The 23,068-nt window shown below is 69.4% G+C and carries 22 protein-coding genes, 1 tRNA gene and 1 rRNA gene; 9 read left to right on the forward strand and 15 right to left on the reverse strand.

Features of this window, described 5'->3' with window-relative positions:
- Nucleotides 1–144: 144 nt before the first annotated feature.
- Nucleotides 145–1,664: ribosomal RNA gene (locus tag KPF22_RS22960) — 16S ribosomal RNA — on the reverse strand.
- A gap of 736 nt (nucleotides 1,665–2,400) precedes the next feature.
- On the opposite strand from KPF22_RS22960, the gene KPF22_RS22965 reads away from it, so the two are divergent.
- Nucleotides 2,401–3,024: a class I SAM-dependent methyltransferase gene (locus KPF22_RS22965; RefSeq protein WP_208822693.1), complete on the forward strand. Its 624-nt coding sequence runs from the start codon at nucleotides 2,401–2,403 to the stop codon at nucleotides 3,022–3,024.
- 3 nt (nucleotides 3,025–3,027) lie between these two features.
- On the opposite strand, the gene KPF22_RS22970 is transcribed toward KPF22_RS22965, so the two are convergent.
- Nucleotides 3,028–3,831 (reverse strand): PP2C family serine/threonine-protein phosphatase, encoded by an 804-nt coding sequence (locus KPF22_RS22970; RefSeq protein WP_208822691.1) that lies wholly within the window; start codon nucleotides 3,829–3,831, stop codon nucleotides 3,028–3,030.
- 192 nt (nucleotides 3,832–4,023) lie between these two features.
- Between KPF22_RS22970 and KPF22_RS22975 the strand changes: the two genes are divergently transcribed.
- A tRNA-Arg gene (locus tag KPF22_RS22975) sits at nucleotides 4,024–4,097 on the forward strand.
- A gap of 59 nt (nucleotides 4,098–4,156) precedes the next feature.
- Here the strand turns inward: KPF22_RS22975 and xerC are convergent.
- From xerC to KPF22_RS23010, 7 genes are all read right to left on the reverse strand, one after another.
- Nucleotides 4,157–5,302: a tyrosine recombinase XerC gene (gene xerC, locus KPF22_RS22980; RefSeq protein ID WP_208822689.1), complete on the reverse strand. Its 1,146-nt coding sequence runs from the start codon at nucleotides 5,300–5,302 to the stop codon at nucleotides 4,157–4,159.
- Nucleotides 5,302–5,490 (reverse strand): AlpA family transcriptional regulator, encoded by a 189-nt coding sequence (locus tag KPF22_RS22985; protein ID WP_208822687.1) that lies wholly within the window; start codon nucleotides 5,488–5,490, stop codon nucleotides 5,302–5,304. The genes xerC and KPF22_RS22985 overlap by 1 nt, the downstream gene beginning before the upstream one ends.
- A gap of 17 nt (nucleotides 5,491–5,507) precedes the next feature.
- Complete coding sequence (locus KPF22_RS22990) at nucleotides 5,508–7,037, reverse strand: replication initiator (RefSeq protein ID WP_224403248.1); 1,530 nt, start codon at nucleotides 7,035–7,037, stop codon at nucleotides 5,508–5,510.
- The gene (locus tag KPF22_RS22995; protein ID WP_224403249.1) at nucleotides 7,037–7,354 is read right to left on the reverse strand and encodes a hypothetical protein; all 318 of its coding nucleotides are present in this window, start codon (nucleotides 7,352–7,354) and stop codon (nucleotides 7,037–7,039) included. The genes KPF22_RS22990 and KPF22_RS22995 overlap by 1 nt, the downstream gene beginning before the upstream one ends.
- Nucleotides 7,351–8,316 carry an FtsK/SpoIIIE domain-containing protein gene (locus KPF22_RS23000; RefSeq protein WP_224403250.1) on the reverse strand — a complete coding sequence of 322 codons (966 nt, stop codon included), beginning with the start codon at nucleotides 8,314–8,316 and terminating at the stop codon, nucleotides 7,351–7,353. The genes KPF22_RS22995 and KPF22_RS23000 overlap by 4 nt, the downstream gene beginning before the upstream one ends.
- Nucleotides 8,309–9,118 carry a hypothetical protein gene (locus KPF22_RS23005; RefSeq protein WP_224402152.1) on the reverse strand — a complete coding sequence of 270 codons (810 nt, stop codon included), beginning with the start codon at nucleotides 9,116–9,118 and terminating at the stop codon, nucleotides 8,309–8,311. Before KPF22_RS23005 ends, KPF22_RS23000 begins: the two co-directional genes overlap by 8 nt.
- Before the next feature lie 125 nt (nucleotides 9,119–9,243).
- Nucleotides 9,244–9,567 (reverse strand): hypothetical protein, encoded by a 324-nt coding sequence (locus tag KPF22_RS23010; protein ID WP_010228114.1) that lies wholly within the window; start codon nucleotides 9,565–9,567, stop codon nucleotides 9,244–9,246.
- Nucleotides 9,568–9,724: 157 nt separating this feature from the next.
- Between KPF22_RS23010 and KPF22_RS23015 the strand changes: the two genes are divergently transcribed.
- Both KPF22_RS23015 and KPF22_RS23020 read left to right on the forward strand, forming a co-directional pair.
- Nucleotides 9,725–10,468, forward strand: a complete 744-nt coding sequence (locus KPF22_RS23015) for an XRE family transcriptional regulator (RefSeq protein ID WP_224403251.1) — start codon at nucleotides 9,725–9,727, stop codon at nucleotides 10,466–10,468.
- 7 nt (nucleotides 10,469–10,475) lie between these two features.
- The gene (locus KPF22_RS23020; protein ID WP_224403252.1) at nucleotides 10,476–10,943 is read left to right on the forward strand and encodes an NUDIX hydrolase; all 468 of its coding nucleotides are present in this window, start codon (nucleotides 10,476–10,478) and stop codon (nucleotides 10,941–10,943) included.
- Here KPF22_RS23020 and KPF22_RS23025 read toward each other — a convergent pair.
- Complete coding sequence (locus KPF22_RS23025; RefSeq protein WP_224403253.1) at nucleotides 10,934–11,491, reverse strand: HD domain-containing protein; 558 nt, start codon at nucleotides 11,489–11,491, stop codon at nucleotides 10,934–10,936. The two genes, KPF22_RS23020 and KPF22_RS23025, sit on opposite strands and share 10 nt — an antisense overlap.
- Nucleotides 11,492–12,146: 655 nt before the next feature.
- Between KPF22_RS23025 and KPF22_RS23030 the strand changes: the two genes are divergently transcribed.
- Complete coding sequence (locus KPF22_RS23030) at nucleotides 12,147–14,039, forward strand: RNA-directed DNA polymerase (protein ID WP_224403254.1); 1,893 nt, start codon at nucleotides 12,147–12,149, stop codon at nucleotides 14,037–14,039.
- 54 nt (nucleotides 14,040–14,093) lie between these two features.
- Entirely contained in the window at nucleotides 14,094–14,693 is a 600-nt protein-coding gene (locus tag KPF22_RS23035) for an SLATT domain-containing protein (RefSeq protein ID WP_224403255.1), read from the forward strand.
- A gap of 669 nt (nucleotides 14,694–15,362) precedes the next feature.
- Here KPF22_RS23035 and KPF22_RS23040 read toward each other — a convergent pair.
- From KPF22_RS23040 to KPF22_RS23050, 3 genes are read right to left on the reverse strand one after another with little or no spacing between them, the layout of a single operon-like run.
- Complete coding sequence (locus tag KPF22_RS23040) at nucleotides 15,363–16,184, reverse strand: family 1 encapsulin nanocompartment shell protein (protein ID WP_139282934.1); 822 nt, start codon at nucleotides 16,182–16,184, stop codon at nucleotides 15,363–15,365.
- Between the two features lie 2 nt (nucleotides 16,185–16,186).
- A complete protein-coding gene (locus KPF22_RS23045) occupies nucleotides 16,187–16,759 on the reverse strand; it encodes a hemerythrin domain-containing protein (protein ID WP_208822666.1) in 573 nt (190 codons plus the stop codon).
- 9 nt (nucleotides 16,760–16,768) lie between these two features.
- Entirely contained in the window at nucleotides 16,769–17,614 is an 846-nt protein-coding gene (locus KPF22_RS23050) for a serine/threonine-protein kinase (protein ID WP_224403256.1), read from the reverse strand.
- A 360-nt stretch (nucleotides 17,615–17,974) separates the two neighbouring features.
- Between KPF22_RS23050 and KPF22_RS23055 the strand changes: the two genes are divergently transcribed.
- Nucleotides 17,975–18,787 carry a hypothetical protein gene (locus KPF22_RS23055; RefSeq protein ID WP_208822662.1) on the forward strand — a complete coding sequence of 271 codons (813 nt, stop codon included), beginning with the start codon at nucleotides 17,975–17,977 and terminating at the stop codon, nucleotides 18,785–18,787.
- Between the two features lie 10 nt (nucleotides 18,788–18,797).
- On the opposite strand, the gene KPF22_RS23060 is transcribed toward KPF22_RS23055, so the two are convergent.
- Complete coding sequence (locus KPF22_RS23060) at nucleotides 18,798–20,297, reverse strand: FAD-dependent oxidoreductase (protein WP_224403257.1); 1,500 nt, start codon at nucleotides 20,295–20,297, stop codon at nucleotides 18,798–18,800.
- Between the two features lie 13 nt (nucleotides 20,298–20,310).
- Nucleotides 20,311–21,240, reverse strand: coding sequence for a diiron oxygenase (locus tag KPF22_RS23065; RefSeq protein WP_208822658.1), 930 nt, complete (start codon nucleotides 21,238–21,240; stop codon nucleotides 20,311–20,313).
- A gap of 185 nt (nucleotides 21,241–21,425) precedes the next feature.
- On the opposite strand from KPF22_RS23065, the gene KPF22_RS23070 reads away from it, so the two are divergent.
- Complete coding sequence (locus tag KPF22_RS23070) at nucleotides 21,426–22,247, forward strand: collagen binding domain-containing protein (RefSeq protein WP_178374055.1); 822 nt, start codon at nucleotides 21,426–21,428, stop codon at nucleotides 22,245–22,247.
- Entirely contained in the window at nucleotides 22,240–23,043 is an 804-nt protein-coding gene (locus tag KPF22_RS23075; protein WP_208822656.1) for a YceI family protein, read from the forward strand. The genes KPF22_RS23070 and KPF22_RS23075 overlap by 8 nt, the downstream gene beginning before the upstream one ends.
- The last annotated feature ends 25 nt before the right edge of the window (nucleotides 23,044–23,068 follow it).

Consider the following 23,068-nt stretch of genomic DNA (forward strand, 5'->3'; position numbering starts at 1 on the left):
AACGGTCCGACGTACTGCGTTCCACCCAACGCACCCGACCCACGAACGAGGCCGCAAATGCGATTCAATGAAGGAACCACAGACTCACCATGAGCAGAACTCACAGAGCATCGTGGTGCCCCACCACATGATGGGACTCCTTAGAAAGGAGGTGATCCAGCCGCACCTTCCGGTACGGCTACCTTGTTACGACTTCGTCCCAATCGCCAGTCCCACCTTCGACAGCTCCCTCCACAAGGGTTGGGCCGCCGGCTTCGGGTGTTACCAACTTTCGTGACGTGACGGGCGGTGTGTACAAGGCCCGGGAACGTATTCACCGCAGCGTTGCTGATCTGCGATTACTAGCGACTCCAACTTCACGGGGTCGAGTTGCAGACCCCGATCCGAACTGAGACTCACTTTAAGGGATTCGCTCCACCTCACGGTCTCGCAGCCCTCTGTATGAGCCATTGTAGCATGTGTGAAGCCCTGGACATAAGGGGCATGATGACTTGACGTCATCCCCACCTTCCTCCGAGTTGACCCCGGCAGTCTCCCATGAGTCCCCACCATTACGTGCTGGCAACATGGAACAAGGGTTGCGCTCGTTGCGGGACTTAACCCAACATCTCACGACACGAGCTGACGACAGCCATGCACCACCTGCACACCAACCACAAGGGAAGCCCTATCTCTAGGGATGTCTGGTGCATGTCAAACCCAGGTAAGGTTCTTCGCGTTGCATCGAATTAATCCACATGCTCCGCCGCTTGTGCGGGCCCCCGTCAATTCCTTTGAGTTTTAGCCTTGCGGCCGTACTCCCCAGGCGGGGCGCTTAATGCGTTAGCTGCGGCACAGAAACCGTGGAATGGTCCCCACACCTAGCGCCCAACGTTTACGGCGTGGACTACCAGGGTATCTAATCCTGTTCGCTCCCCACGCTTTCGCTCCTCAGCGTCAGTATCGGCCCAGAGACCCGCCTTCGCCACCGGTGTTCCTCCTGATATCTGCGCATTTCACCGCTACACCAGGAATTCCAGTCTCCCCTGCCGAACTCAAGTGATGCCCGTATCGACCGCACGCTCAGAGTTAAGCCCCAAGTTTTCACGGCCGACGCGACACACCGCCTACGAGCTCTTTACGCCCAATAATTCCGGACAACGCTCGCACCCTACGTGTTACCGCGGCTGCTGGCACGTAGTTGGCCGGTGCTTCTTCTCCAGGTACCGTCAATTGCTCTTCGTCCCTGGCGAAAGAGGTTTACAACCCGAAGGCCGTCATCCCCCACGCGGCGTCGCTGCGTCAGGCTTCCGCCCATTGCGCAATATTCCCCACTGCTGCCTCCCGTAGGAGTCTGGGCCGTGTCTCAGTCCCAGTGTGGCCGGTCGCCCTCTCAGGCCGGCTACCCGTCACCGCCTTGGTAGGCCATCACCCCACCAACAAGCTGATAGGCCGCGGGCCCATCCCCCACCGAAAAAACTTTCCACCACCAACCATGCGATCAGTGGTCCTATCCGGTATTAGACCCAGTTTCCCGGGCTTATCCCAGAGTGGAGGGCAGGTCACCCACGTGTTACTCACCCGTTCGCCGCTCGTGTACCCCCGAAAGGGCCTTACCGCTCGACTTGCATGTGTTAAGCACGCCGCCAGCGTTCGTCCTGAGCCAGGATCAAACTCTCCAACAAAACCCTGACTTGCAACAAACAACTGGCCACAACACCCGACGGGATCGAATGCTGCAACCAAACAAACAATTTGGCACAAAACGCCAAACCGAATCAAAATAGCTCGACACACTGTTGAGTTCTCAAAAGACACCCGCACCGCACTCACCCACCCCCACACAAGGAAGCAGGATCCTGAAGACGGATCGCCTTGACCCACCAAGACAATCACACCGAGAAACTCGATGAACCACCGGGGGTCGCCATCCGCGGGGCCTGTTGACCGAACCCCTCAGGGCCCGTTCTGTCCGGCTCACTCGCTGACAGGAAGAAAGTTACGGCATGGCATTCGGGCACGTCAAACCGGGGTCGGAAACCCGCGCTGACCTGGGCAAACCCGTCTCCGGGCCGCACAGCACCACGGTCGAGCCCGACCCTGTCGAGCGACGAACGGTCGCCCTGACGAGCTCACTCCGGATACTGGTTGACCAGCGCCGATCGCGCAAGTGCAGGCTCACGACAGGGGCCGGAACCGGTGCTCCACCCGTCGTTCGTCCCGCGTCCGCCTGCCCGCCAACAAGTTTCAAGATTTTTTCCGACCGTCCGTCGCGGCGTCCGGGCGCGACGAGCGGTCGGCAGGCGGGGGCTCGTCCCCGACGGGGACCGGCCGGGGCAGGTGATCACGATCGTCGTCCGCGGTCGGCCGTTCGTCGTGGTGACTGGTGGGAGCCGTCCGTCGGCACGCGAGACTCGGCGCGTGCACCCCGACGGAGACGTCCTCCCGCCCGTCCTGCACCGGCTGCGTGCCGGCGCGGAGCTCACCGCGGCGGCCTGGTGCCGTACCCCGGGTGCGACGAGCCGGGTACGGGCGACCGTCGTCGCCGGGCGGCTGGTGGTGGAGGCGGGGGACAGCGAGCCCCTGTGGATCACATCCTCGGCCGTGGCGCTCCCGCTGCGGACGCGGTCGGTGGACCGGGTCGCCGTGCCGATGCTGCTTCCCCACCTCCGGGACATCGACGGTCTCTTCGCGGAGCTGCGGCGGGTACTCGCCCCTCACGGGCTCATCTCGGTCCTGGTGCCGGCGCCCCGGTCGTTCGGCTGGGGTGGGGGCGCGCTGCGGAAGGCGGTGCGTGACGCGTGGCGGCACCGGTCGGCCGTCGAACACCCGGAATGGCTCGCGGCCGCCGCGGACTTCGCCGTACTCGCCGACGACCGTCTCGACTTCACCCTCGACGGGGTCGAGGCGTCGAACGGTGCGGACGAGCTGTGCGCGGCCGGCGTCTACCCGCCCGATCTGCCGGAGCGGGCCCGGGCGGACCTCGCGGCGCACCGTTCGGCGGTCCGCACGGTGCGGCTGCGCCGGGTGGTGGCCCGGCGCTGAGGGTCAGTCCGCGGTGGCGATCTCGGCGACGGCCCCGGCGATCCGCAGGTCCTGACCCGGGCCGTCGAGGTCGTCGATCTCCACGACGTCGGCGACGATCGCGGTGATGTTGTCGGGCCCGCCGCCCTCGTTGGCGAGTGCGATGAGCCGGGTGACGACCTGGTCCGGCTCGGCGCCGGAGGCGAGCTCGCGGTGCAGGGCGTCGTCGTCGAGCACCGCGGTGACGCCGTCCGAGCAGAGCAGATAGCGGTCCCCGGCGAGGATGTCGACGCGGTCGAGGTCCGGGTCCGGCGCGTGGTCGGTGCTCAGCGCACGCATCAGGACGGACCGGCGCGGGTGGTGCGCCGCCTCCTCCAGGGTGATCTGACCCTGGTCGACGAGCTGCTGGACCATCGTGTGGTCGTGGGTGAGACGGCTCAGCTCGCCACCCCGCAGCAGGTAGATGCGCGAGTCGCCGATGTGGGCGAGCGCGAGCTGGTCACCGGTGAGGAGCAGCGAGACGACGGTCGTGCCCATCCCCCGCATCTCCGGCTCGTCCGCGGCGCGGCGGGCCAGCCGGTCCGTGGCGTCGTTGAGCGCCTCGGTCAGCTCGGCGGCGAGGTCGATGTCGCTGAGGTCCTGCGGGAGGCGGGCCTCCAGCTCGGTGAACACCGACACCGTCGTCGCACTCGCGATCTCGCCGTGGGCGTGACCGCCCATCCCGTCGGCCACGATCAGCAGTCGGCCGGTCGTCGCTCCGGAGTCCTGGTTCGACGTCCGGCGACGGCCCACATCCGACCCGATCGCGGATCGCAGTCCCAGCACCATGGGGACAGTATGGACGTCACGGTCCGTCAGCGTCGCAGGCGAGGCCCGTTCGGCGTGTGCTTCAACCGGTCGGATGGCACTCCGTCCAGCACACGGGCCGGATCGGGTGGTTCGTGGCGGCGGTGCCGCAGCCGTGATCGCTTGCCCTCCTCGCTACGGTGGGAGCGCACCGGACGAGGTCCGGGGCGGCCGGCCCTCGTAGCTCAGCTGGATAGAGCAAGAGCCTTCTAATCTCTAGGTCGCAGGTTCGAGTCCTGCCGGGGGCACATCCGACCAGGTCAGCAGGTCGCACGGTTAGTCGGTCCATGATCGACCTACCGAATACCTACCGTTTACCGGGCGAACCGAAGCCGTCCAGAGCGACGGACGCGGCGGCTCCTGCCACCCGCCGGGACATGTAGACATCCTGCGTCATCGACACCTTCTCGTGGCCGAGGTAGTCCGCGATGTCCCGGGCCGAGAGCCCGACCGCGTCGAGCCGGGTCGCGACGAGCCGGCGGAACGCGTGCGGGTGCAGGCCCTCCCACTCGGTACCGGCGAGCACCTGGCGGAGCTGCTTGCGCGTGTTGTCCGGGTCCCGCAGCGTGCCCGCCGTCGAGGGGAACACCCACGGCCCGTGGGACTCCTCGTGTCGTCGGCGCAGGGTGTCCATCACCCAGGCCGGCGGCTGGATCGTGCGCATGCTCGCGCGGGACTTGGTGTGCGGCTGCACCACGAGCCCCTCCCCCGGCACACGGATCACCGTGCCCTCGATCGCGAGGGTGTTGGCGACGTCGTCGACGCGCGGCCAGTCCAGCGCCAGCAGCTCCCCGATGCGGCAGCCGAGGCCGGACAGCACAGTCACCATGTCGACGAGGTCGTACCTCCGCGCGTCGTCGGAGCTGCTCAGGAACGCGACCAGCCGGGTCACGCCGTCCTCGGTGAGCGCGACCTTCTCCGCCGTCGACTTCCGGCGAGCCGGTGTCAGCTCGCGGACCGGGTTCGAGTCGATCGCGTCGTGGCGGACGGCCATGCTTGCGATGCCGGACAGCACCACCTTGGCGTGGTGGGCCGATCCGCTCCCCTGCCGAGCTCGCACCTCACGGATGACCCGGTCGACGCTCGACACCCGCAGGTCGCTCAGCCGCAGCTCACCCACCGCCGGTTCGAGGGACCGTCGCCACGCGTCGCGATAGCTGATCTTTGTCCGCAGCGCCCGGTCCGAGTCGTCCAGATCGCGGAGCCACATCTCCGCCACGACCCGGACACGCGTGTCCCCGGTGATCTCGCCGTCCAGGGCGAAGCGGCTCCGGTCCCGCAGTGCCTCCTTGAGCTTCTTCACCGACGCGGGCCCGGTCGCGGCGTACCGCTGCACGCGGCGGGTGATCCCGTCGTAGTCGCGGTAGTTGGCCCAGGACCGGAACCGGCCGGGCCCGAGCCTGGTCGTCAGGATCTTCCCGTAGGTGCCGATCGGTAGTGGTGGGCGAGCCATCACGCAGCCCCGTCCTCCAGGTCGGCGAACCACCGCCGCACTGTCTCCGCCTCGTACCGCAGGTACCGGCCGACCTTCTTGGCCTTCGGGCCGTAGCCCTTGCACCGCCAGTCGTAGAGCGTCGCCACCGGGACGCCCAGGTAGTCGGCGACGTCCTGCACCGACCACAGCCGCTGCTTGATCTCCATGCTTCTCACCTCCGTTGTCATCCGGTCGTCGACAGCTCCTCGCGCGCTGCACGCCTCCTGGCCCTGGCCTGGGCGGCGGCGGTGTTGGCCAGTAGGGCGTCGGCGGTGGTGTGCCAGCCGATCCCGGCGAAGTGCAGCGCGGAGATCACCACCTCGGTCGTGTCCTCCCCGTCGTCCAGGCGCTCGACCTCATCCGCGGCAGGGCGGGGGTTGGCGTGGTCGCGCTGCCAGTCCCGCCGCGCCTGCCGCAACGCGGTCAACGTCGTCGAGTAGCGCCGCGAGCGGGTGGAGAAGTGGCCGGCGAACCCGAGCATGTGCGCCCACCGCCACAACCGACCCCAGGACGCCGACCACTCCTCGGGGCCCCAGCCACCGGGCCGCTGACCGAGGCGCCAGCACGCGTCGATCTGACGCCCGGTGTGGGTGGCGTGGTCGGTGTAGGAGCGCACCGTGTCCGGCCGCAGCCGCGTCGACAGATGCCCGGCGGTCTCGGTCGCCTTCGTCGCGTACTTGGCCAGGTAGGCCGCGACGGCGGTCGTGGTGATCTCCGCGGCGTCGTCGAGGTCGCGAGCGGCGAGCCGGACCGGACGGGGGTCGACCTGCTCACCCCAGCCGATCGGCCAGCCCTGGGGACGGGCCGGATGCGCGACGGTGGTGAACGCAGTCTCGGTCACCGCTCCACGGAGCAGGAGCGCGACCTGGGCGGCGGAGACGCCGGGCGGGGGCGACAGGGTCAGGTGCGACAAGGCCGGGTCGGGGTCGCGACCGTCGAGCCGGACCAGGGCATGGAGGTGCACGGCGCCGCGGGCCTGGAACTCCGCGACCTTGGTGTAGCTCAGTCGGAGCGTGGCGCCGGTGAGCTTCTCGAGCTGCCGCAGGTTGCGGGTCGCAGCGATCATCGTGCGACGCCACAGCTCGCCGACGTGCAGGTTCCACACCGCCTGGTGCGGGTGGTCGTAGCAGTCCAAGCACAGCGGCCGGCCCACGCACGGGTCGTCAGCCGGGTGGCGTTCCCAGCAGGCGTGCTCGGTCCCGTGCTCGCAGGTGGTGTCGTCGCGGCGGGGACGGCACGGAAGAGGCCGGCCTTTCCGGTCCGTCCGGTGGGTGTGGACCGGCCCGAACGAGGGCGCGGTGACGGTCAGGAACACGCACGGGTGCGCAGCGACGCTGGCCGGGTTGCCTTTGCCGCCGACCAGTCCGGCGGTGACGAGCTGGAAGGTGTCGGCGCGGTAGGTCTCGGCACACGAGGGGCAGACGGACGCGCGGCGGTTGCCGCAGGCGGTGTAGATCAGGCCGTCGGGCATCTCGGCGGTGTGGCGCTCGGAGGTGATGCGGCCAGTGGCTTCCTCGACCCGGAACACGGTCCCGGACAGGCGGATCGGGTGGGCGCATCCGGCGGCGGGGGTGACGTGGCGCAGCCAGCCGGCGAAATCCTCACGTCGTCCGGCAGCAGCGACGAGGTCGGCCGCGGGGGTCTGTCCGGCCAGACGCGTGAGCCGTCGGGCCGCAAGGCTGTCGACGGTCGCCGAGCCGTGGCCGGTGCTCATCACGCCACCCGAGCCGCAGCGTTGCGGGTGTACTCGCGGGCGGTGCAGGCCCAGTCGGCTGCAGCGCGCAGGGCAGCGGCCTCGGCGTCGAACACAGCCGCGACGTAGACCAGCGGGATCGTGTGATCGGCGATGGTGGTGCGGGCGAGCACAGACCACCAGCGGGCGTCGCGGGCGTGCAATGCGGCGAGGAAGTCGGCCCACTCGGTAGCGGTGAGGGCTCCGCGGTCGTAGCGGGCGCTGACCTGACGGCGGGCAGCCGCGCACCGACGCAGCCCGTCATGGACCAGCTCGGCGGACGTCGGGCGGGCGCTCACGCCGCACCACCGGTGGCGTCGTCGAGGTCCTGGCCATGGGCGATCCCGGCGGCAAGCCGTCGCATGGCGGCGCCGTCGGCCAGGGCGTAGACCTGCTCGTCGGACAGGTGCGCGGCCTTGATCCGGCGCGGGACACCACCTTCGGCGAGCAGGAACCCGATGCCCTTCGTCTCCGGAGCCACGCTCGCGGCGGAGTGACCGCGGGAGGCCCAGCCGTGCCCGAGCACGATGTCCGACGAGGCATCGGTGGTGCAGCGGAACGCCCACCGATAGCCGAACAGGTCCCGCAGGCTTGTCGGGATGATGTCCGAGGACGGCCGCTGCGTGGCTGCGACGACGATGATCCCGGCCGCGCGGCCCCGGGCCACGAGATCGCGGACCAGGACTGAGAACGCTTCCTGCTCGCGCTTGGTCCCGACGGTGGCGGAGAAGTAGGCCAGCTCGTCGAGCACTACCACGATCGGCGGGACGCCGTCGGCGGGAGCGATCTTGCGGCGGCGCTCGTCGTCCAGGACGGCGTAGCGCTGATCCATCTCCGACTGCAGGTCCAGCAGAGCGCTGACGGCGTCGTCGAGGCTGTTGGCGACGAACCGGTCCGCGCACGAGCGCCACAGGCCAAGTTCGACGATCTTGCCGTCGAACAACCACAGCCGGCAGTCGGTCGCGAGGGCGGCGTGGGCGACGATGTTATTGAGCCCCACCGACTTGCCCGCGCCGGGCTCCCCGGCCAGGAGCATGTTGCGGTAGATCAGCGGGACCCGGACCGGACGCCCGTCCTCGGCGATCCCGAGGTGGATCGGCTCCCAGATCGACGGGCCGTCGTCGGTGCGGCGCTCCCGGCGGTGGGCGCGGTACTCGTCGGCCCAGCGGCGCAGGACCAGCAGCGGGCGGACCAGCCGACCGGTCGCATCCTCGGCAGGGATCGTGAGGGGCAGGGGCTGTATGGGCAGGTGCTCAGACATAGTCCGACCAGTCCCCACCACGCCCGCCGTCGGACGGGCCGTCGAACGCGGGCTGAGGGGCCCCGGGCAGCGCCGCACGGGACGCCTCACGCCGCGGAGTCGGAACCGGCGAGTCGGGGCCGTCGTTGGTGGGCCAGCCCGGGTCATGGATGTCGCCGGAGGCGTAGCGGAACAGGTCCGAGCGGATCAGATTCGGCGCCAGCGGGTCACGGCGGATGATCTCGACCCGCACAACGTTGGTGAACCGCGGCCACACCACCACCCGCGCCTCCCGGGCGAAGCACGCCGACGCCAGCTCCTCCGCCTGATCCGCGACGGCATGCGGAGCGATCCCGGCGCGCAGCACCACCCACACGACCTCACCGACCCGCGTCGGACGCGCCCACACCGTCAACGGGCACGCCCGCGAGCGGGAGTTCAGCACCCGGCACTCGACCAGCACCTGACGGACCCGGTGGCGGGTGAGCACGGCCTGGGCGCGGTGGAACAGGAACCGCCGCGTCCACGGCAGCCCCGCCAGCACCAGCGCGACCGCGACGAACAGCGCGACCCGCGTCGTGGTGTCGAAGCCGGTGTCGGGTACGGCGACGAATCGGCCGGCCTCGTCACGGACGTAGTCCGGGCCCAGCGCCACCCACACCCACACACCGACGACGAGGACGAACAGCTCCGCACGCAGCCGCAGCAGCAGTGCGGCGACGCGGACGGCGGGGTTGGCGGGCGGGGCGGAGATGATCTCGAAGGAGTCCACACGGGACTTCCCGGCACCGAAGGTGCGGGCAGGAGCGGCGTTGCGAGCCATGACAGGGCCTTCCGGACGCGGGGCGAGCGACGAGGCGGGGAACGCGAACAGCGGTGAGGCGTCGGGGTGCGGGGCGGGACTCCGGGGAAAACAGCCCCGACCCGCACCACCGACCAGGCACGCGGTCAGGACGCCTTGGACGCCTGCGCGTGCGCGGGCTCGATCCGATCGGCCTTGAACGCCACACCAGCCCGCTGGCCCTGCTGCCACGGGATCGCGATCAACCCCACCGGACGCACCTCCGCGCCCTGCTCCACCTGCGGAGCACCCGGGGTCGTGATGGTCAGGATCTCCGCGCCCTCGGCGTCGACCTTGACCAGCTGCGTGGTGAACAGCGGCGTCCCGGTCTGCCGGTCGGTGCGCTGACGGCCGTCCATGTCGTTCTTCGGACGCGGAGCCGCGCCCACGGTGTAGCGGGTGCCGGTGGTGTCAACCTTGATCGTTGCCATGACCGTCCTCCAGGGACTGAATCGGGAAGGCCCTCGTAGCGGGGCAAGTCCAAGACTCCGGAAATCACCGGGACGGCCCGACCACACAGAGGGACATCTCAGGACGTCTGAGCTAGACTCAAGACGTCCCAGCTCGTGTTCGTGGAGGGGTGCAGCGATGGCGAACGAGCGACTGCGCGACGCGCTGATGAGCGCCGGCCTCACGCCCGCGACGGCGGCCGAGCAGATCGGTGTGGACGCCAAGACCGTCGAGCGGTGGGCCACCCAGGGCCGCACCCCGTACGCCCGGCACCGGGCCGCGCTGTCCGCGCTGGTCGGCCAGAGCGAGTCCTACCTATGGCCCGCAGCGGTGCCGCCCGAGCGCCAGGCGAAGATCGCGGCCTCGGAGATCGTCGCCGCCTACCCGCACCGCGTCGCAGTCCCGGCCGAGCTGTGGGACGAGCTGCTCGCCTCGGCGACGGACCGGATCGACGTCCTGGTCCACGCCGGCCAATTCCTCATCGAGCGTCCGGACTTCATTCGCACCGTGGCCGAGAAGGCCGGCGCCGGAGTGACCGTGCGGATCAACTTCGGCGACCCCGACAGCGACGCCGTCGAGCTGCGCAGCCAGGAAGAACGCCTCGGGACCGGGACGCTGGCCGCGCGGATCCGCTACGGCCTGGCCGCGTACAGGCCGCTACTGGACACCCCGGGCATTGAGTTCCGGTTCCACACGACCACGCTCTACAACTCGATCTTCCGGTTCGACGACCAGGCCATAATCAACACCCACGTCTACGGCGTCCCGGGCGCCCACGCCCCGGCGCTGCATCTGCGCAAGCTCGGCGCCGGGGACCTGTTCGACACCTATGCGCGTAGTTTCGTCGACGTGTGGAGCACCTCGACCCCAGCGCGTTGGTGACCGGCGCGTGGCCCGGACCGATCACTTCCACGACCCCGACGCGCCGAAGGCGACCAGCATCGTCATCGCCGTGAGCGCGTTCGTCACCGACGAGCGCGACCGGCTGCTGATGATCCGGCGCACCGACAACAACCTCTACGCGCTCCCCGGCGGCCGCCACGAGCTCGGCGAGACCATGACCGAGACCGCGGTCCGCGAGACCGACGAAGAGACCGGCATCCGCATCGAAGTCACCAGCCTGGTCGGGATCTACAGCAACCCCGACCACGTCATGGCCTACACCGACGGCGAAGTCCGGCAGGAGTTCTCCATCTGCTTCCGCGCCCGACCGGTAGGCGGCGAACCGAGGACGAGCGACGAGTCCTCAGAAGTGCTGTGGGTCGAGCGGGCGAAGCTGGACAGCATCGACGTGCACCCGTCGATCCGGCTGCGGATCGAGCACGGGTTCAGCCGCCGGGACCCGTACTACACCTGACCAGCCAGGCCGACGGACGACAGCCACGACTCGGCGCGGTCCACGGCACCACGACGGTCGGCCATGCTGCCGTCGAGAGCGCGGCTCACGTAGTGGTCGGCGGGATAGCGCTCCCGCACCTCAGCCATGCGGTCGTCGAACGAAACGCGCTCGCCGTCCGGGCTCGTAGTCATGTCGAGGTACCAGAGCAGATCGCGGACGAGGCCCTGCGGATCGTCGAAGGCACGCAGCCCTTCGAGCATGCCCAGGACGTCAGCCTCGTGGGCCGCAGCGGAGTGGAATGCGACCAGGCCGCACATCAGGTCGTCCGCACCCCAGTCGCGGAGTGCACGGGCACCGTCGAGCGGATGGAACCGTGTCGCACCGAGGTCCGGCGCGTAGCCGACGTCGTGAAGCCAGCAGGCGGCGACGAGGACCGGGCCGCCATCGAGATGTGGGCCGATGACCTCAGCGCGTGTGGCGACGCCCTGGACGTGGTTCCAGCGACGCGGCAACGCCTCGGCGAGGTGGCGTTCAGCCACCGAGCGGGCTGCGTCGAGGACCATCACATCTCCGAGCCTAGGAGGCCGTCCGGGCGCCTGCCCGGACCATTGACCGTGGCCGACCGGAATCCACCCGCTCGGTCGGTGAGGACTTTCTTTACGTCTTCAAGCCGGCCCTGACGGGCCGGACGGGCGGCGTCGCTGCCGTCCACCTATCGCCTTCGGCCCGGTGGCCGGCGCGCGCACGCCCGCCACCGACGGACCAGCTCGAGACGCGAGAGGACCTGCACCGCCAGGAGAAATCAAGGCACGGTCAGGAGCAGCGGCCGACGCCGGGCAGTACTGCGAGACGCGAGCCGGGCCGACAGACGAGACGTGCGAGACCTGCCCTCCAGGCCGGGGCGGGGCGAGAACACGGTGGACCGCCTACGGCTGAGACCTGATGGCCCCGAAGCGTTACACGGACTCCCTCGATACCGAGAAGTGCTGTACATCGGCTGTGCTAATCCCGTTCGGCAGCCCTTACCCCTGAGCCTCCGAGCACTTGTGAGGCGCTCCGCGCGGAGACGGGGAACGCACCCCGCCCCACCACTCGGGGCCATCAGCTCGCTCGCCTACTGAGGTCGGGCCAGCTGGCGTACCAAGAGAGGGTAACGCCGCCGCGTCCGCCGTCGATGTTACGTGGACTTACGTTGATGTTGAGCCTAGAAGGTAGCCAAGGTTGCCCGTTAAGAGCACTCCAGCCGCGATCGCGGACATCGCGAGCCCGAAGTTTCTTTCCGCGACCTGGAGGAAACACGTTTATCCTCAGCTTTCCTCGATGACGTTCAATAATTTCAACCTATGTCACGACTGTTTGGATTATGCAGCCTACAGCTGGAGTCTACGCGGATTTGTCTCAAGCATTTCGCGAGAACTGATCCTCGGGCAGTACGCACCGCAGCGCGGGGAGCTGGTCCGAGCAGCCAAAAGCAATGGACTATCGCGCCCACTTTGCTTCCTCACCGTTCGAGACGCCCTCGTCTTTAAGGCGCTAGTCGTTACGGCCAAACTCCATCTAATTGCCGACGCCGAAGACTGGGTTGAACTTGAAGATCAAAAGCAGGAGCAGAACGGGGGCGAAGCTAAAGTCCCAGCGGGCTCAAGCTTTGATTGGTTTAGCTTCTGGCTGGCAGAGCAAGGAATGCTGAAAGAGATGATGGACGACGAGACCGTCGACTACTTCGTCGAGTCAGATATCGCGAACTTCTACCCGTCAATTCGACTCGATGTTGTGCGAGAGCACCTGCTCTACCAGACGAATCTCACTAAGGAGGCAGTTCGCCTTTGTGTTCAGATTATCGATGGCGTGATGCCTCGAAGCGACTACTCAGAAACGTCCCTTATGGGGCTACCTCAGGAGCAGTTGGACGCATCGCGCCCCATCGCTCACAGCCTCCTAGTTCACGTCGATAAGGAGTTTCAGAAGGAGGGAGTGGTTCGCCGATACTCTCGCTACATGGACGACATCGTAATGACGGTTCCGACTGTCGAAGATGGCGAGTCTGTAATATCACGCTTGCAGGCTCGACTTGAGTCGATAGGTCTATACCCGAATCCGTCTAAAACTAGAATTGTTCACAAGAAACAATTCGTAATTGACCATATGGTCGAAGCCCAAGCCGACTTGTCAAGAATCCAAGACGAGCTTGAGGGGCACGTTACAAAGTCACTACCGCACGTGAAACGACCTCCGGGTCCCCTACGTCAAGAAATACTCGATTTCTCGAGCCGCCATCGCGCCATGGAGGGGCGGCCTCGCCTATGGGGCCGTGTCACCCGCCAGCTCTATACTGTGCATCGAGATGTGGGCATCAAAGACTGGTGGCCTCACTGGAAAGAGGATCTGGCTGCCGATCCAGGGTCTGCATCACAGATTCTTGAGTATGTTCGCGCGTGGCCCCTGAAGGGGGCTACGTTACAAGATCTCATCACGTTGAGCGAGCGCTACTGCCATCTTTATGCAAATGTCAGTCTACTAGCTGCTGAAGTTGTATTGACAGCTCCGGTTGGCTTGGACAGGGCCCTGTGGGAGGCGATCGCAAGCTCCTGCAGATCTGAGTTTAGGCGGCTGGCGTTCTCGGCAGGAGACCGTATTGGTTTCGATAGAATGGCTTCTTCTTGGCTTCTCGCCGCGTGGAAGTATGGCGATCACGAGTTTCGGGAGGTGCTGCTTGACGACCTTCCAAAGGAGCTGAACTCAGCTTCTCCTTTGCGGTCGCAGGCGCTTCCGTTGTTCTTCTCCGTGGGAGACCCCTCAGCGTCCGAATGGATCTCGTCGGCGCCGGGGCTCGACTGGGAATCAAGCTTGGCAATTGAGTACCTACGAAACGTAAAGGACGGAGATAAGTCGGCTGCAAGTTCGGCATTCGGTGCCGTTCGACCAAAGTTGCAACTAAAACCGCAACGATACACTATTCTACCCAGGAGCGTTCCTCTCTTGGGGATTCTCAAAAGGAGCGCGAATCAGCGGCTACAGGTATCGGCTTCGAGGGCAATGAAGCTCTTGACATCTAACCCACGAAGGCTGCGCGACCGTCGTCTTGAGTCCCTTGTCCAGGCATGCCTTGATTAAGAACGTTAGTGGTTCTGTAACTTGTTTTGATCGGACGTCGAAAGGTAAAGTTCGGTGACTTCACCCGCGAAGTTTGATGGCGAACAAGCCGATGTTCCTCCGTCAACCGAAAGCCTCGTAAGAATTCTTGAGGAGCGATCGTACGTCACCTACAAGGACCGACTGTTCGCCTATAATCGATTAGAATGGTGGGATCTGGCCACTAATATCCTTCTGGTAGCTCTGTCGACGTCGACGACTATTGCCTCGATAGGTCTCCTGGTCGACGATAGAATGTATGGCGCGAACGGCGATGCTCTGATGGTATCTCTGGCGATTCTCTCGCTTGTCGCTTCGATGCTGGTGGCAAATTCGAAGTATGGAGCCCGGGCAAAGCAAATGGAGTCGAGCTACAAGCAAATCCAATGCATATCGATGAAGTTCGAGAGGCTCCGGCATAGCTCACTCTCCGTGCCTGATTTGGAACGCGCCCTAGATTCCGTCCAGTCAGAGTATTTCGGTGCACTTGAGAGCTCTGAGAACCATCTTCATGTCGATCATAAGCGCATGCTGAAAAAGCAGGAGCACGTTCGCGGCGCAGCCTATACTTTCTTCCTTGTTCCGGCGCTGCTGCTCATTCCTTTCGTGCTCTGGCTTTTCGAGCAGCCGGTGTAGCAGACATGGTGCGCCTGTGCTGAACGCCAACGGACGTTCGCAGTGGTCACCACGTCACCACTGCACGCACTAGAGCACGCCGAAACGAACGAACTAGTACTGCCACGGCACTCCATCGTCTGTGGTGGTCTGAGGGCTGCAATGTGGAGTACTTCGAGCTGCGTCGGTCTGAAGACCGACTCGCTGATCTGGGCGCCGACGATCGGTCCGCCCGTGGAGATGACCATCCACTTATCGAGTGCCGTTGCAGTACTAGGCTGAGAAGCAGGCTGCCGCCGCCCTCTCCTCGAAGTGTCCACGCCGAGGCGCCAGCGTCCAGGGCGCTCCGCGTCGCTACGCGAGCGGCTACGCCGCCCCTGGACACCACCACCACGACGAGGTGCGGGGTCAGGACGAGGGAGCCGGGGAGGTGTGGGCCCAACCCCTCACCCGGTCACCTCATGATCGAACCCCACGTTTACCTACCTGGAACGACCACCGACAGCAACCACCAGCCAGGAGCGCCCGGACACGTCCCTGCAGCTCAGAGGCACCGTCCCGCACTCCCCCTGACCGTCCAGAAGAACGATCTCGGAATCTCTAGGTCGCAGGTTCGAGTCCTGCCGGGGGCGCACTTCCGCACCCGTCCGTGCCCCGCCGGACCACGGACGGGGCACGGCCGGCGGCGGGTCAGCGCAGGCGCACGCTCGCGTCCGGCTCGACGGCGCGGAAGGTGAAGCTCTCCTCCAGGTAGAGGTGCACCTCGCGCGCGTCGTGGTCGGAGTAGCCGATCGCCAGGTCCTGGCCGACGTCGAGCAGGAAGTCCCCGCCGCGCTGGCTGACGACCACGGCCCCGTCGAGGCCGTGGGCGCGCAGGATCTGCCCGCCGAGGATGCGGCTCAGGTGTTCGAACAGCGGGTAGCCGCCGTGCTCGGCGGTCTCCACGATGCGGGTGTACCCCTCGGGCGCGATCGCCATCGCGTAGGGGCCCTCGATGCCGTTGCGGCGCAGCTGGTCCACCGCACGGGCGACGGCGCCGGGGTAGGTGTCGGGGTTGTCGCCCAGGGCCACGGTGTCGTAGGGCGAGACGTCCGCGATGCCGGCGAAGCCGGCCTCCGGCCAGCCGTGGAAGATCGCGCGGTTCTCGATCGCGGCGGCCGCGCGGGCGGCGCGGGCGAGGTCGTCGAACTCGGGGTCCTGCGCGCCGCGCTGCAGGTCGTCGATCTCGTCGCGGGACACCGTGAACGGGACCCGGAACTCGGCGAGCGGCTGCACCCGGCGCAGGCGGGCCGTGATGCCGTCGACGGCGACTCCCGGCGGCGGCCCGTCGAGCCGCTGTGAGCGACCGAGGTCGACCGACGACGTCTGCCAGCCCGCGGTCCCGGTCCAGTCGGCGAGGCGGCGCCCGGCCAGGAGCGGGGTCAGGCGCTCGCGCGCCTCGTCGTCGACGGCCTTCCAGGCGGTCGTGGGGATGGGTGCCTTCTCCCGCAGGAGGTGGTCGTGCACGGCCACGTCTACTTCCCCTTCAGGCTGCCGATGCCGAGCCCGTCACGGGTCGGGTCGGACGGGTCGATCTCGGCCCGGACCTCGTCGACGTAGGCCTCGGGGTCCTTGTCGGAGTTGTCGAGGCCCGCGGTGGTGGGGTGGGCGTCGAGGAACTCGGCGAACTGCCGGCCGAGCGACTCGCGCAGGCCGGTGGTGGCGTTCAGACGGAAGTTGGCGAGGCCCTCGTTCTCCTCCTCGCCCATGTGCTCGTCGTTGGCGCGGCGGGCGGCCCAGACGCCCTCCCACCACTGGCCGCTGCCGACCGGGCTGCGCTCGGCCTGCGCGACGCCGTCGCGGATCTCGTTGTGGTCCCCGATGGCGTCGAGCGTCTCGTCCTCCGGGTCCTCCCCGTGCGCGAGGAGCTGCGGGTAGAAGATCTTCTCCTCGGCGAGGGCGTGCACGTCGAGGCGCGCGGCGAGCGGCTCCCAGAGGCGGGCGAGCTCACGGGGGTCGGAGTCGCGGGCCTGGAGCTCGTCCAGCGCCGCGAACTGTCGGCGGAACCAGGCGTGGTCGTCGAGGATCAAGGTGGTGATGTCCGGCACCCGCGCAGGCTACGACGGTCCGGACCCACCGTCTCCCCGGAGTTCCGGCGGTCGTCGGGGGTGCCGGAGGCCGACGGCGAGGTCGGCGGCGGCCGGCCGGTCCCCCGGGTGCCGGCGGGTCGAGTCGTACAACGCCCGGTGCAGCCGGGCCGGCAGCTCGTCCGGGACACGCGGTGGCCGGTGCAGCCGGGCGACGGCGGACTCCACCGTGGTCCCCGGGTACTCCCGCTCCCCGGTGAGCGCCTCGAGCAGGACCAAGCCGAGGGCGTGCACGTCCGCGGAGGGCCCGACGGTCTCACCGGCGACCTGCTCGGGCGCGAGGTAGGCCGCGGTCCCCAGGACGGCGTCGGTCCTGGTCAGCACGGAGTGGCCCAGCACGCGGGCGATGCCGAAGTCGGTGAGCCGCGCCCGGCCGGTGTCGGAACAGAGCAGGATGTTGGCGGGCTTCACGTCGCGGTGCACCACCCCACGGCTGTGCAGGTGCGCGAGCCCCGACGCGATGTCGGCGCCGATCGCGACGGCCCGCTCGACCGGCAGCGGGCCACGGGCCAGCCGGGCCGCGAGCGTCTCCCCCTCGACGAGCTCGGCCACCAGGAAGGGCCGGCCGCGGTCGACTCCCCCGCCCAGCAGCCGCACCAGGCCCGGATGGTCCAGGTGGGCCATGGTCCGCAGCTCACGGCACTGCCGGTCCACGCCGTCGGCGTCGTGGCGGTCGAGGAACAGCTTGACCGCGACCACCCGGTCCTCGTGCGGGTCCCACGCCCGGTACACCGTCGCCGTCGACCCGATACCGACATGGGTCGCCAGGATGTAGCGGCCGGCGATCACGTCGGTCTCCGGGACGGGAGAGCGCATCACTGCCATGACAGACGGTGCCGACACCACCTGTGCACCTGTCCAGACCGGAGCCCGTCGATCACTCTCACGAGCGTCCGTAAACAACCCGATGAGACCATTCCCGGACCCGGAAGGCCTTGCGGGACAGCGGCAGGACGACGGTCCCCCAGCGCTCCGCAGAGGCGGCCCGCCGTCCGCCGCCGGGCGACCGGGGACGGTCGGCGGTGCCGGTGCGCCGGCGCCGCGCGACCGCCGTCGCGCCACCGGCCGACCACGCCGTGCGGGTCGTCGCACACCCCGGCGGCGGCCGGGCGGGGCGCCGCCGGGCCTGCGAGGCTCGGATCGACCCCGTCCACCGTCCGAGGGAGCCCCAGCGCCATGGCAGTCGAGACGCCGGCCGGGGTCTCCGCGGCGTCGGCCCTGCTGGACGCGGGCACGGCGCCCGGGTCGGCGCTGCTGTTGCGCGCGCTGCTGGAGGCCGCGCGGCTGCGCTACGTCGGACGCCCGACCACGCTGCGTTCCCGCGGGTCGGAGGTACGGCTGGTGCCGACGGCCGTCGCGTCGTCGGGGCTCGGTGCCCGGGCGCTGACGACCGGGCGGTTCGCCACGGTCACCCTGGCCGCGCGCGACGTCGTCCGGCCCGGCCTCGCGCTGCGCGGGCTCACCGTGACCGCCGCGGACGTGCGGCTGCGCCCCGGGCTCGCCCCGGAGCTGGTGGCCGGGCCGGTGGAGATCGAGGCCGAGCTCGACCCGGACTGGGTCGCCGGGCGGCTGCGGGAGCACGTGCCGCAGGTCGAGGTGGGTGTCGACGCCGACGGCGTCGCCCGGGCCCGGCTGCGTCGCCGTCCCGGGCTCGGGGCCGCCGACCTCGCCGTGTCGGTGGACGGGCACACCCTGTCCTGGAAGGTCACCGGCCTGACCGTCGCCGGGCGGTGGATGGGGCCACCCCGGTCGGCGGACACCCGTCGCTCGGTGCGGGCGGTGGTCGACCGCAGCCCGCTGGCGGCGATCCGCTCGGGCCGGGTCGAGCTGCCCGGGCTGCCCGGTGCGCTGCAGCTGCACGGGATCGACCTGGCTCCCGGGCGGATCCTGGTGCGCGGCGGGCTCGACGGGTGGCGCCGCACCGTCCCGCTCGCGCGGATCGACGACGTGCTGCGCGGCGCGCTGTCCCTGCTGGACCTGAGCCGCTGACCAGCGGCGGTCAGCCCCGGCGGAGCCGCCGGGTGATGGCGCCCAGGCGCGAGGCCGGGCGGCGCGACGGGAGCCGGCCGGCGACGGCGTCGTCGAGCAGGGACCCGACGGTCTCGGCCGCGCAGGTGCGGTTGGTGCCGATCCCCCCGGACGGGCCCCGCTTGATCCAGCCGACGACGTAATGGCCGGGACGGCCCTCGACACGGCCCGCGTCGTGCGGGACGACGCCGCGGTCGTCGTCGAAGGGCAGGCCGGCGACCGGGCGGCCGCGGTGCCCGACGGCGCGCACGACCAGGCCGGCCGGGATGTCGGTCCCGTCGGCGGTGTGCACCCCGCGGGCCCGGGTGGTGCCGTCGATCCGTTCGGGCGCCGAGTGGAACCGGAACACCACCCGCGGGCGCTCCGCGGGCACCGACCAGTCGATCTTCTCCCGGCGGGCGCCGCGCAGCAGAGCGTGCGACGGGGACGCGGCGGGGCCGTCGAGGGACTCGGCGATGCGGGGATCGTGCTCGTCGACCACGACCTCGACCGTGCTGCGGCCCAGCAGCTCGCGCAGCTCCGGCGCGGTCGCGGCGACCGCCTCCGGGCCACGGCGGGCGAGCAGCACGACCTCGGTGATCGCACCGGCGCGCAGGGCGGCCAGCGCGGCGGGGTCGATCGGGGTGCCCTCCAGGTCCGCGGCGGGCGCGGTGAGGACCCGGGCGACGTCGATCGCGACGTTGCCGGTGCCGACCACGACGACCCGTCCCGCCGCGGTGTCGACGGCGTCCCGCGGCACGTCGGGGTGGCCGTTGTACCAGCCCACGACGGTGTCGGCGGCGATGCTGCCGGCTCGCCCCTCCCCCGGCAGGCCCAGGTCGCGCGGCGCGGGCGCCCCGACGGCCCAGATGACGGCGTCGTGACGCTGCGCGAGCTCGTCGGCGGTGACGTCGCGGCCGACCTCGGTGCCCAGGCGCATCCGCACCCGCGGGTGGGTGTGGAAGCGGGCGAAGGACTCCCCGATCCCCTTCGTCGACGGGTGGTCGGGCGCGACCCCGAACCGCACCAGCCCGCCCGCGACGTCGAGCCGGTCGTAGAGCGTGACCGTCGACGAGGTGTGCAGCAGCAGGTCCTGGGCGGCGTACATCCCGGCGGGCCCGGTCCCGACGACGGCGACGTCGAGCGGGGCCATGTCCGCGGGCAGCGACCGCGTGAACCTGAGCGGGTACCACTGGTGGAACAGCGGGGAGTCGCCCTCCAGCTTCCCGGCGACCGGCTTGCCCTCGTAGTAGTCCGCGTTGACCTCTGCGTACCCCGCGAGCGACGCGCTCAGCCTCTCCACCGGGAAGATCGCGTCGACCGGGCAGGCGTCGGCACACGCCCCGCAGTCGATGCACGCCCGCGGGTCGATGTAGAGCATGTCGGTCGTGGCGAAGTCCGCCTCGTCGGGCGTCGGGTGGATGCAGTTGACCGGGCAGGCCGCGACGCAGGACGCGTCGGTGCAGCAGGTCTGGGTGATCGCGAAGGGCACGGCCGGCTCCGGGTCAGATCAGGTTCGCGCGACGGTAGAAGTACAGCGCGGGCCTGGTCAGCAGGCCGCAGGATCCCAGGAACTCCATGAGCCCGGCGCAGGAGGAGCGCAGCAGCGCCTTGTGGTGCTCGTTGGCGGCCGCCTCGCGCAGGGCGCGCCGGGTGTCGAGGCCGACGTTGGCGTAGACCTTCTCGTTCCACATGCTGGTCACGATGAAGTACGCGGCCATCGCGACGGCCAGCGCCTGCCAGTGACGACGGACGGGGCCGGCGCCGCGCAGGTTCTCCTTGGTCTCCTCGCGGGCGAACTTCATGTGCCGCGACTCCTCCACCACGTGGATGTTGGAGATGGTCCGCACGAACGGGGCGACCCGCTCGTCGCGCATCCAGTCGCGCTGCATGACGTCGAGGACCTCCTCGGCGACCAGGATGGAGGCGTAGGCGGCCTCGCCCCGCCAGGTGGCGGCGCAGAAGCGGCCGAGCGCGACCGTGGAGCGCTTCGGGACGTACGCAGGGGCCCCGAGCTTCGCCGAGCCGCGGGCGAACATGATCGAGTGCCGGCACTCGTCGGCGATCTCGGTCAGGGCCCACTGGAACGACGGGTCGGTCGGGTCCTTGGCGTAGAAGTCCCGCAGGACCAGCTGCTGCAGGATCATCTCGAACCAGATGCCGGTGGAGGCGACCGAGGCGGCCTCGTGGCGGGTCAGCTCCTTGCGCTTCGCCTCGGACAGCTCCGCCCAGTAGCCGGTGCCGTAGAGGCTGCTCCACTCCGGGCTCATGCCGTGGTCGTCGGGGTTCAGCGGGGTCTCCCAGTCGACCTGGGTGGACGGGTCGAACGACAGCTCCGCGGACGAGCGCAGGAGACGCTCGGCGGTGTCGTGCCGGTCGGCGGCGTGGCGGACGTCCCCGGCCTCGAGCCCGTGCTCCGGAACGGTGGCGGTCATGTCGACTCCTCGCAGACAACGACGTCAGTGCTGTAACCGCCGGTAACGTTACCACCGGTTACACGTGACGCAAGTCCTGAGATGCGGCACGACACGATCACCGGTCGGCGACACCGGTGCGGGTGACGCACCATCCACCCGGGAGAGTTATCGTTGCGATACGCAACTAACTGGGAGGTCGCGACGTGACACCGGAACGGGACGGACCTGCGGTCGTCGGCACCGTGCGGGGGCGGTCCGGCACCCCCGTGCCGGGCGCGACCGTCACCGTCACCGACCTGGACGGGCGCCAGCACGGGCGGGCCGTCAGCGGCGGCGACGGCACCTACGCCGTGGCCCTGACCACCGGCGGGACCTATCTGGTGGTGACCCGCACCGACGGTGCCGGGCCCGACGCCGGGCTCGTCGCCGTCGTCGCCTCCCCCGCGCGGCACGACGTGACCGTCGCCGGCGGCGGCACGGTACGGGGCACGCTGACCGACGCCGCGGGCCGCCCGATCGGGGGCGCAGCCGTCACGCTGATCGACACCGCGGGCGAGGTCGTCGCGCACACGCCGACCGACCCGGCGGGCCGGTTCCTGGCCGAGACCCCCGGTACCGGCCCGCACACCCTCACCGCGACCGCACCCGGGCACGGGCCGCTGGCCCGCACGGTCGACGCCGACCCGGCCGGGCCGCCGGTGGAGCTGCGGTTCCCGGCCCTGGCCGGGATCGCCGGCGTCGCGCGCAGCGGCGACGGCCGCCCGGTCCCCGGGGCGCGGATCGTGATCGGCGACAGCGACGGGCGCACCGTCGCCGAGACCACCACCGGCCGGGACGGCAGCTACGAGCTGCACGGGCTCCCGCCCGGACGGCACGAGCTGACGGCGAGCGGCTGGGCGCCGGTCGTCGTCGCGGTGCAGGTGGCGCGCGGCGCGACCACACCGGTCGAGGTGCGCTTCGGCGCCCCGGACCCGACCGACGACCGGATCGGCGACCCGACGAGGACGGAGCAGGGACGTGGCTGAGCTCTACGGACGGCTGAGCACCCCCGACGGCTGGCCGGTGACCGGCGCGACGGTCACCGTCATGGACGCCACCGGCGTGCAGCGGGGCCGGGCGGCCAGCCGGGCCGACGGCGGGTTCGCGGTGGCGGAACTGGCGGCGGGGCCGCACACGGTCGTCGTCGCCGCGGCGGGGTACGAGCCGTCGGCGCGGGCGGTCTCCCTCGCCGGGGACGGCACCGACCTGGGCCGCGTCGAGCTCGCCCGGGCGGGCGGCGCGGTGCTGCCCACCCCGGGCCTGTGGCGGATCGACCCGCAGCACTCCAGCATCCGGGCCACCGCGCTGCACCTGGGGATGAGCCGGATCCACGGCAGGCTGCGCCGGTTCTCCGGCGACCTGCGGGTGGCCGACCCGTTCGAGGCCAGCTCGGTGAGCGTGTCGATCGACGCGGGCTCGGTGGACTCCGACGATCCCGACCGCGACACCCACCTGCGGACCGCGGACTTCCTCGACGTCGAGACCCACCCGGCCATCGGCTACGAGGGCGACGGCCTCACCCGCGTCGACGCCACCCGCTGGACGGTGCACGGGATGCTGGCGCTCAAGGGCGTCAAGGCCCCCGTCGACCTGCACATGACCTACGGCGGCACCGGCCCCGACCTGTGGGGCGGCACCCGGGCGGCGTTCACCGCCACCACCGAGATCTCCCGCGACGAGTTCGCGATCGACTGGAACCAGTCGGTGCTGGCCGGGGTCCTGGCCGTCGGCCGGACGCTGCGGATCGACCTCGACGTGCAGGCCGTCCTCCGGGAGGACTGACCCGCCCCCGGCGCACGGCCGCCCC

Source organism: Pseudonocardia sp. ICBG1034 (genome assembly GCF_020131375.1).
Lineage (GTDB): Bacteria > Actinomycetota > Actinomycetes > Mycobacteriales > Pseudonocardiaceae > Pseudonocardia > Pseudonocardia alni.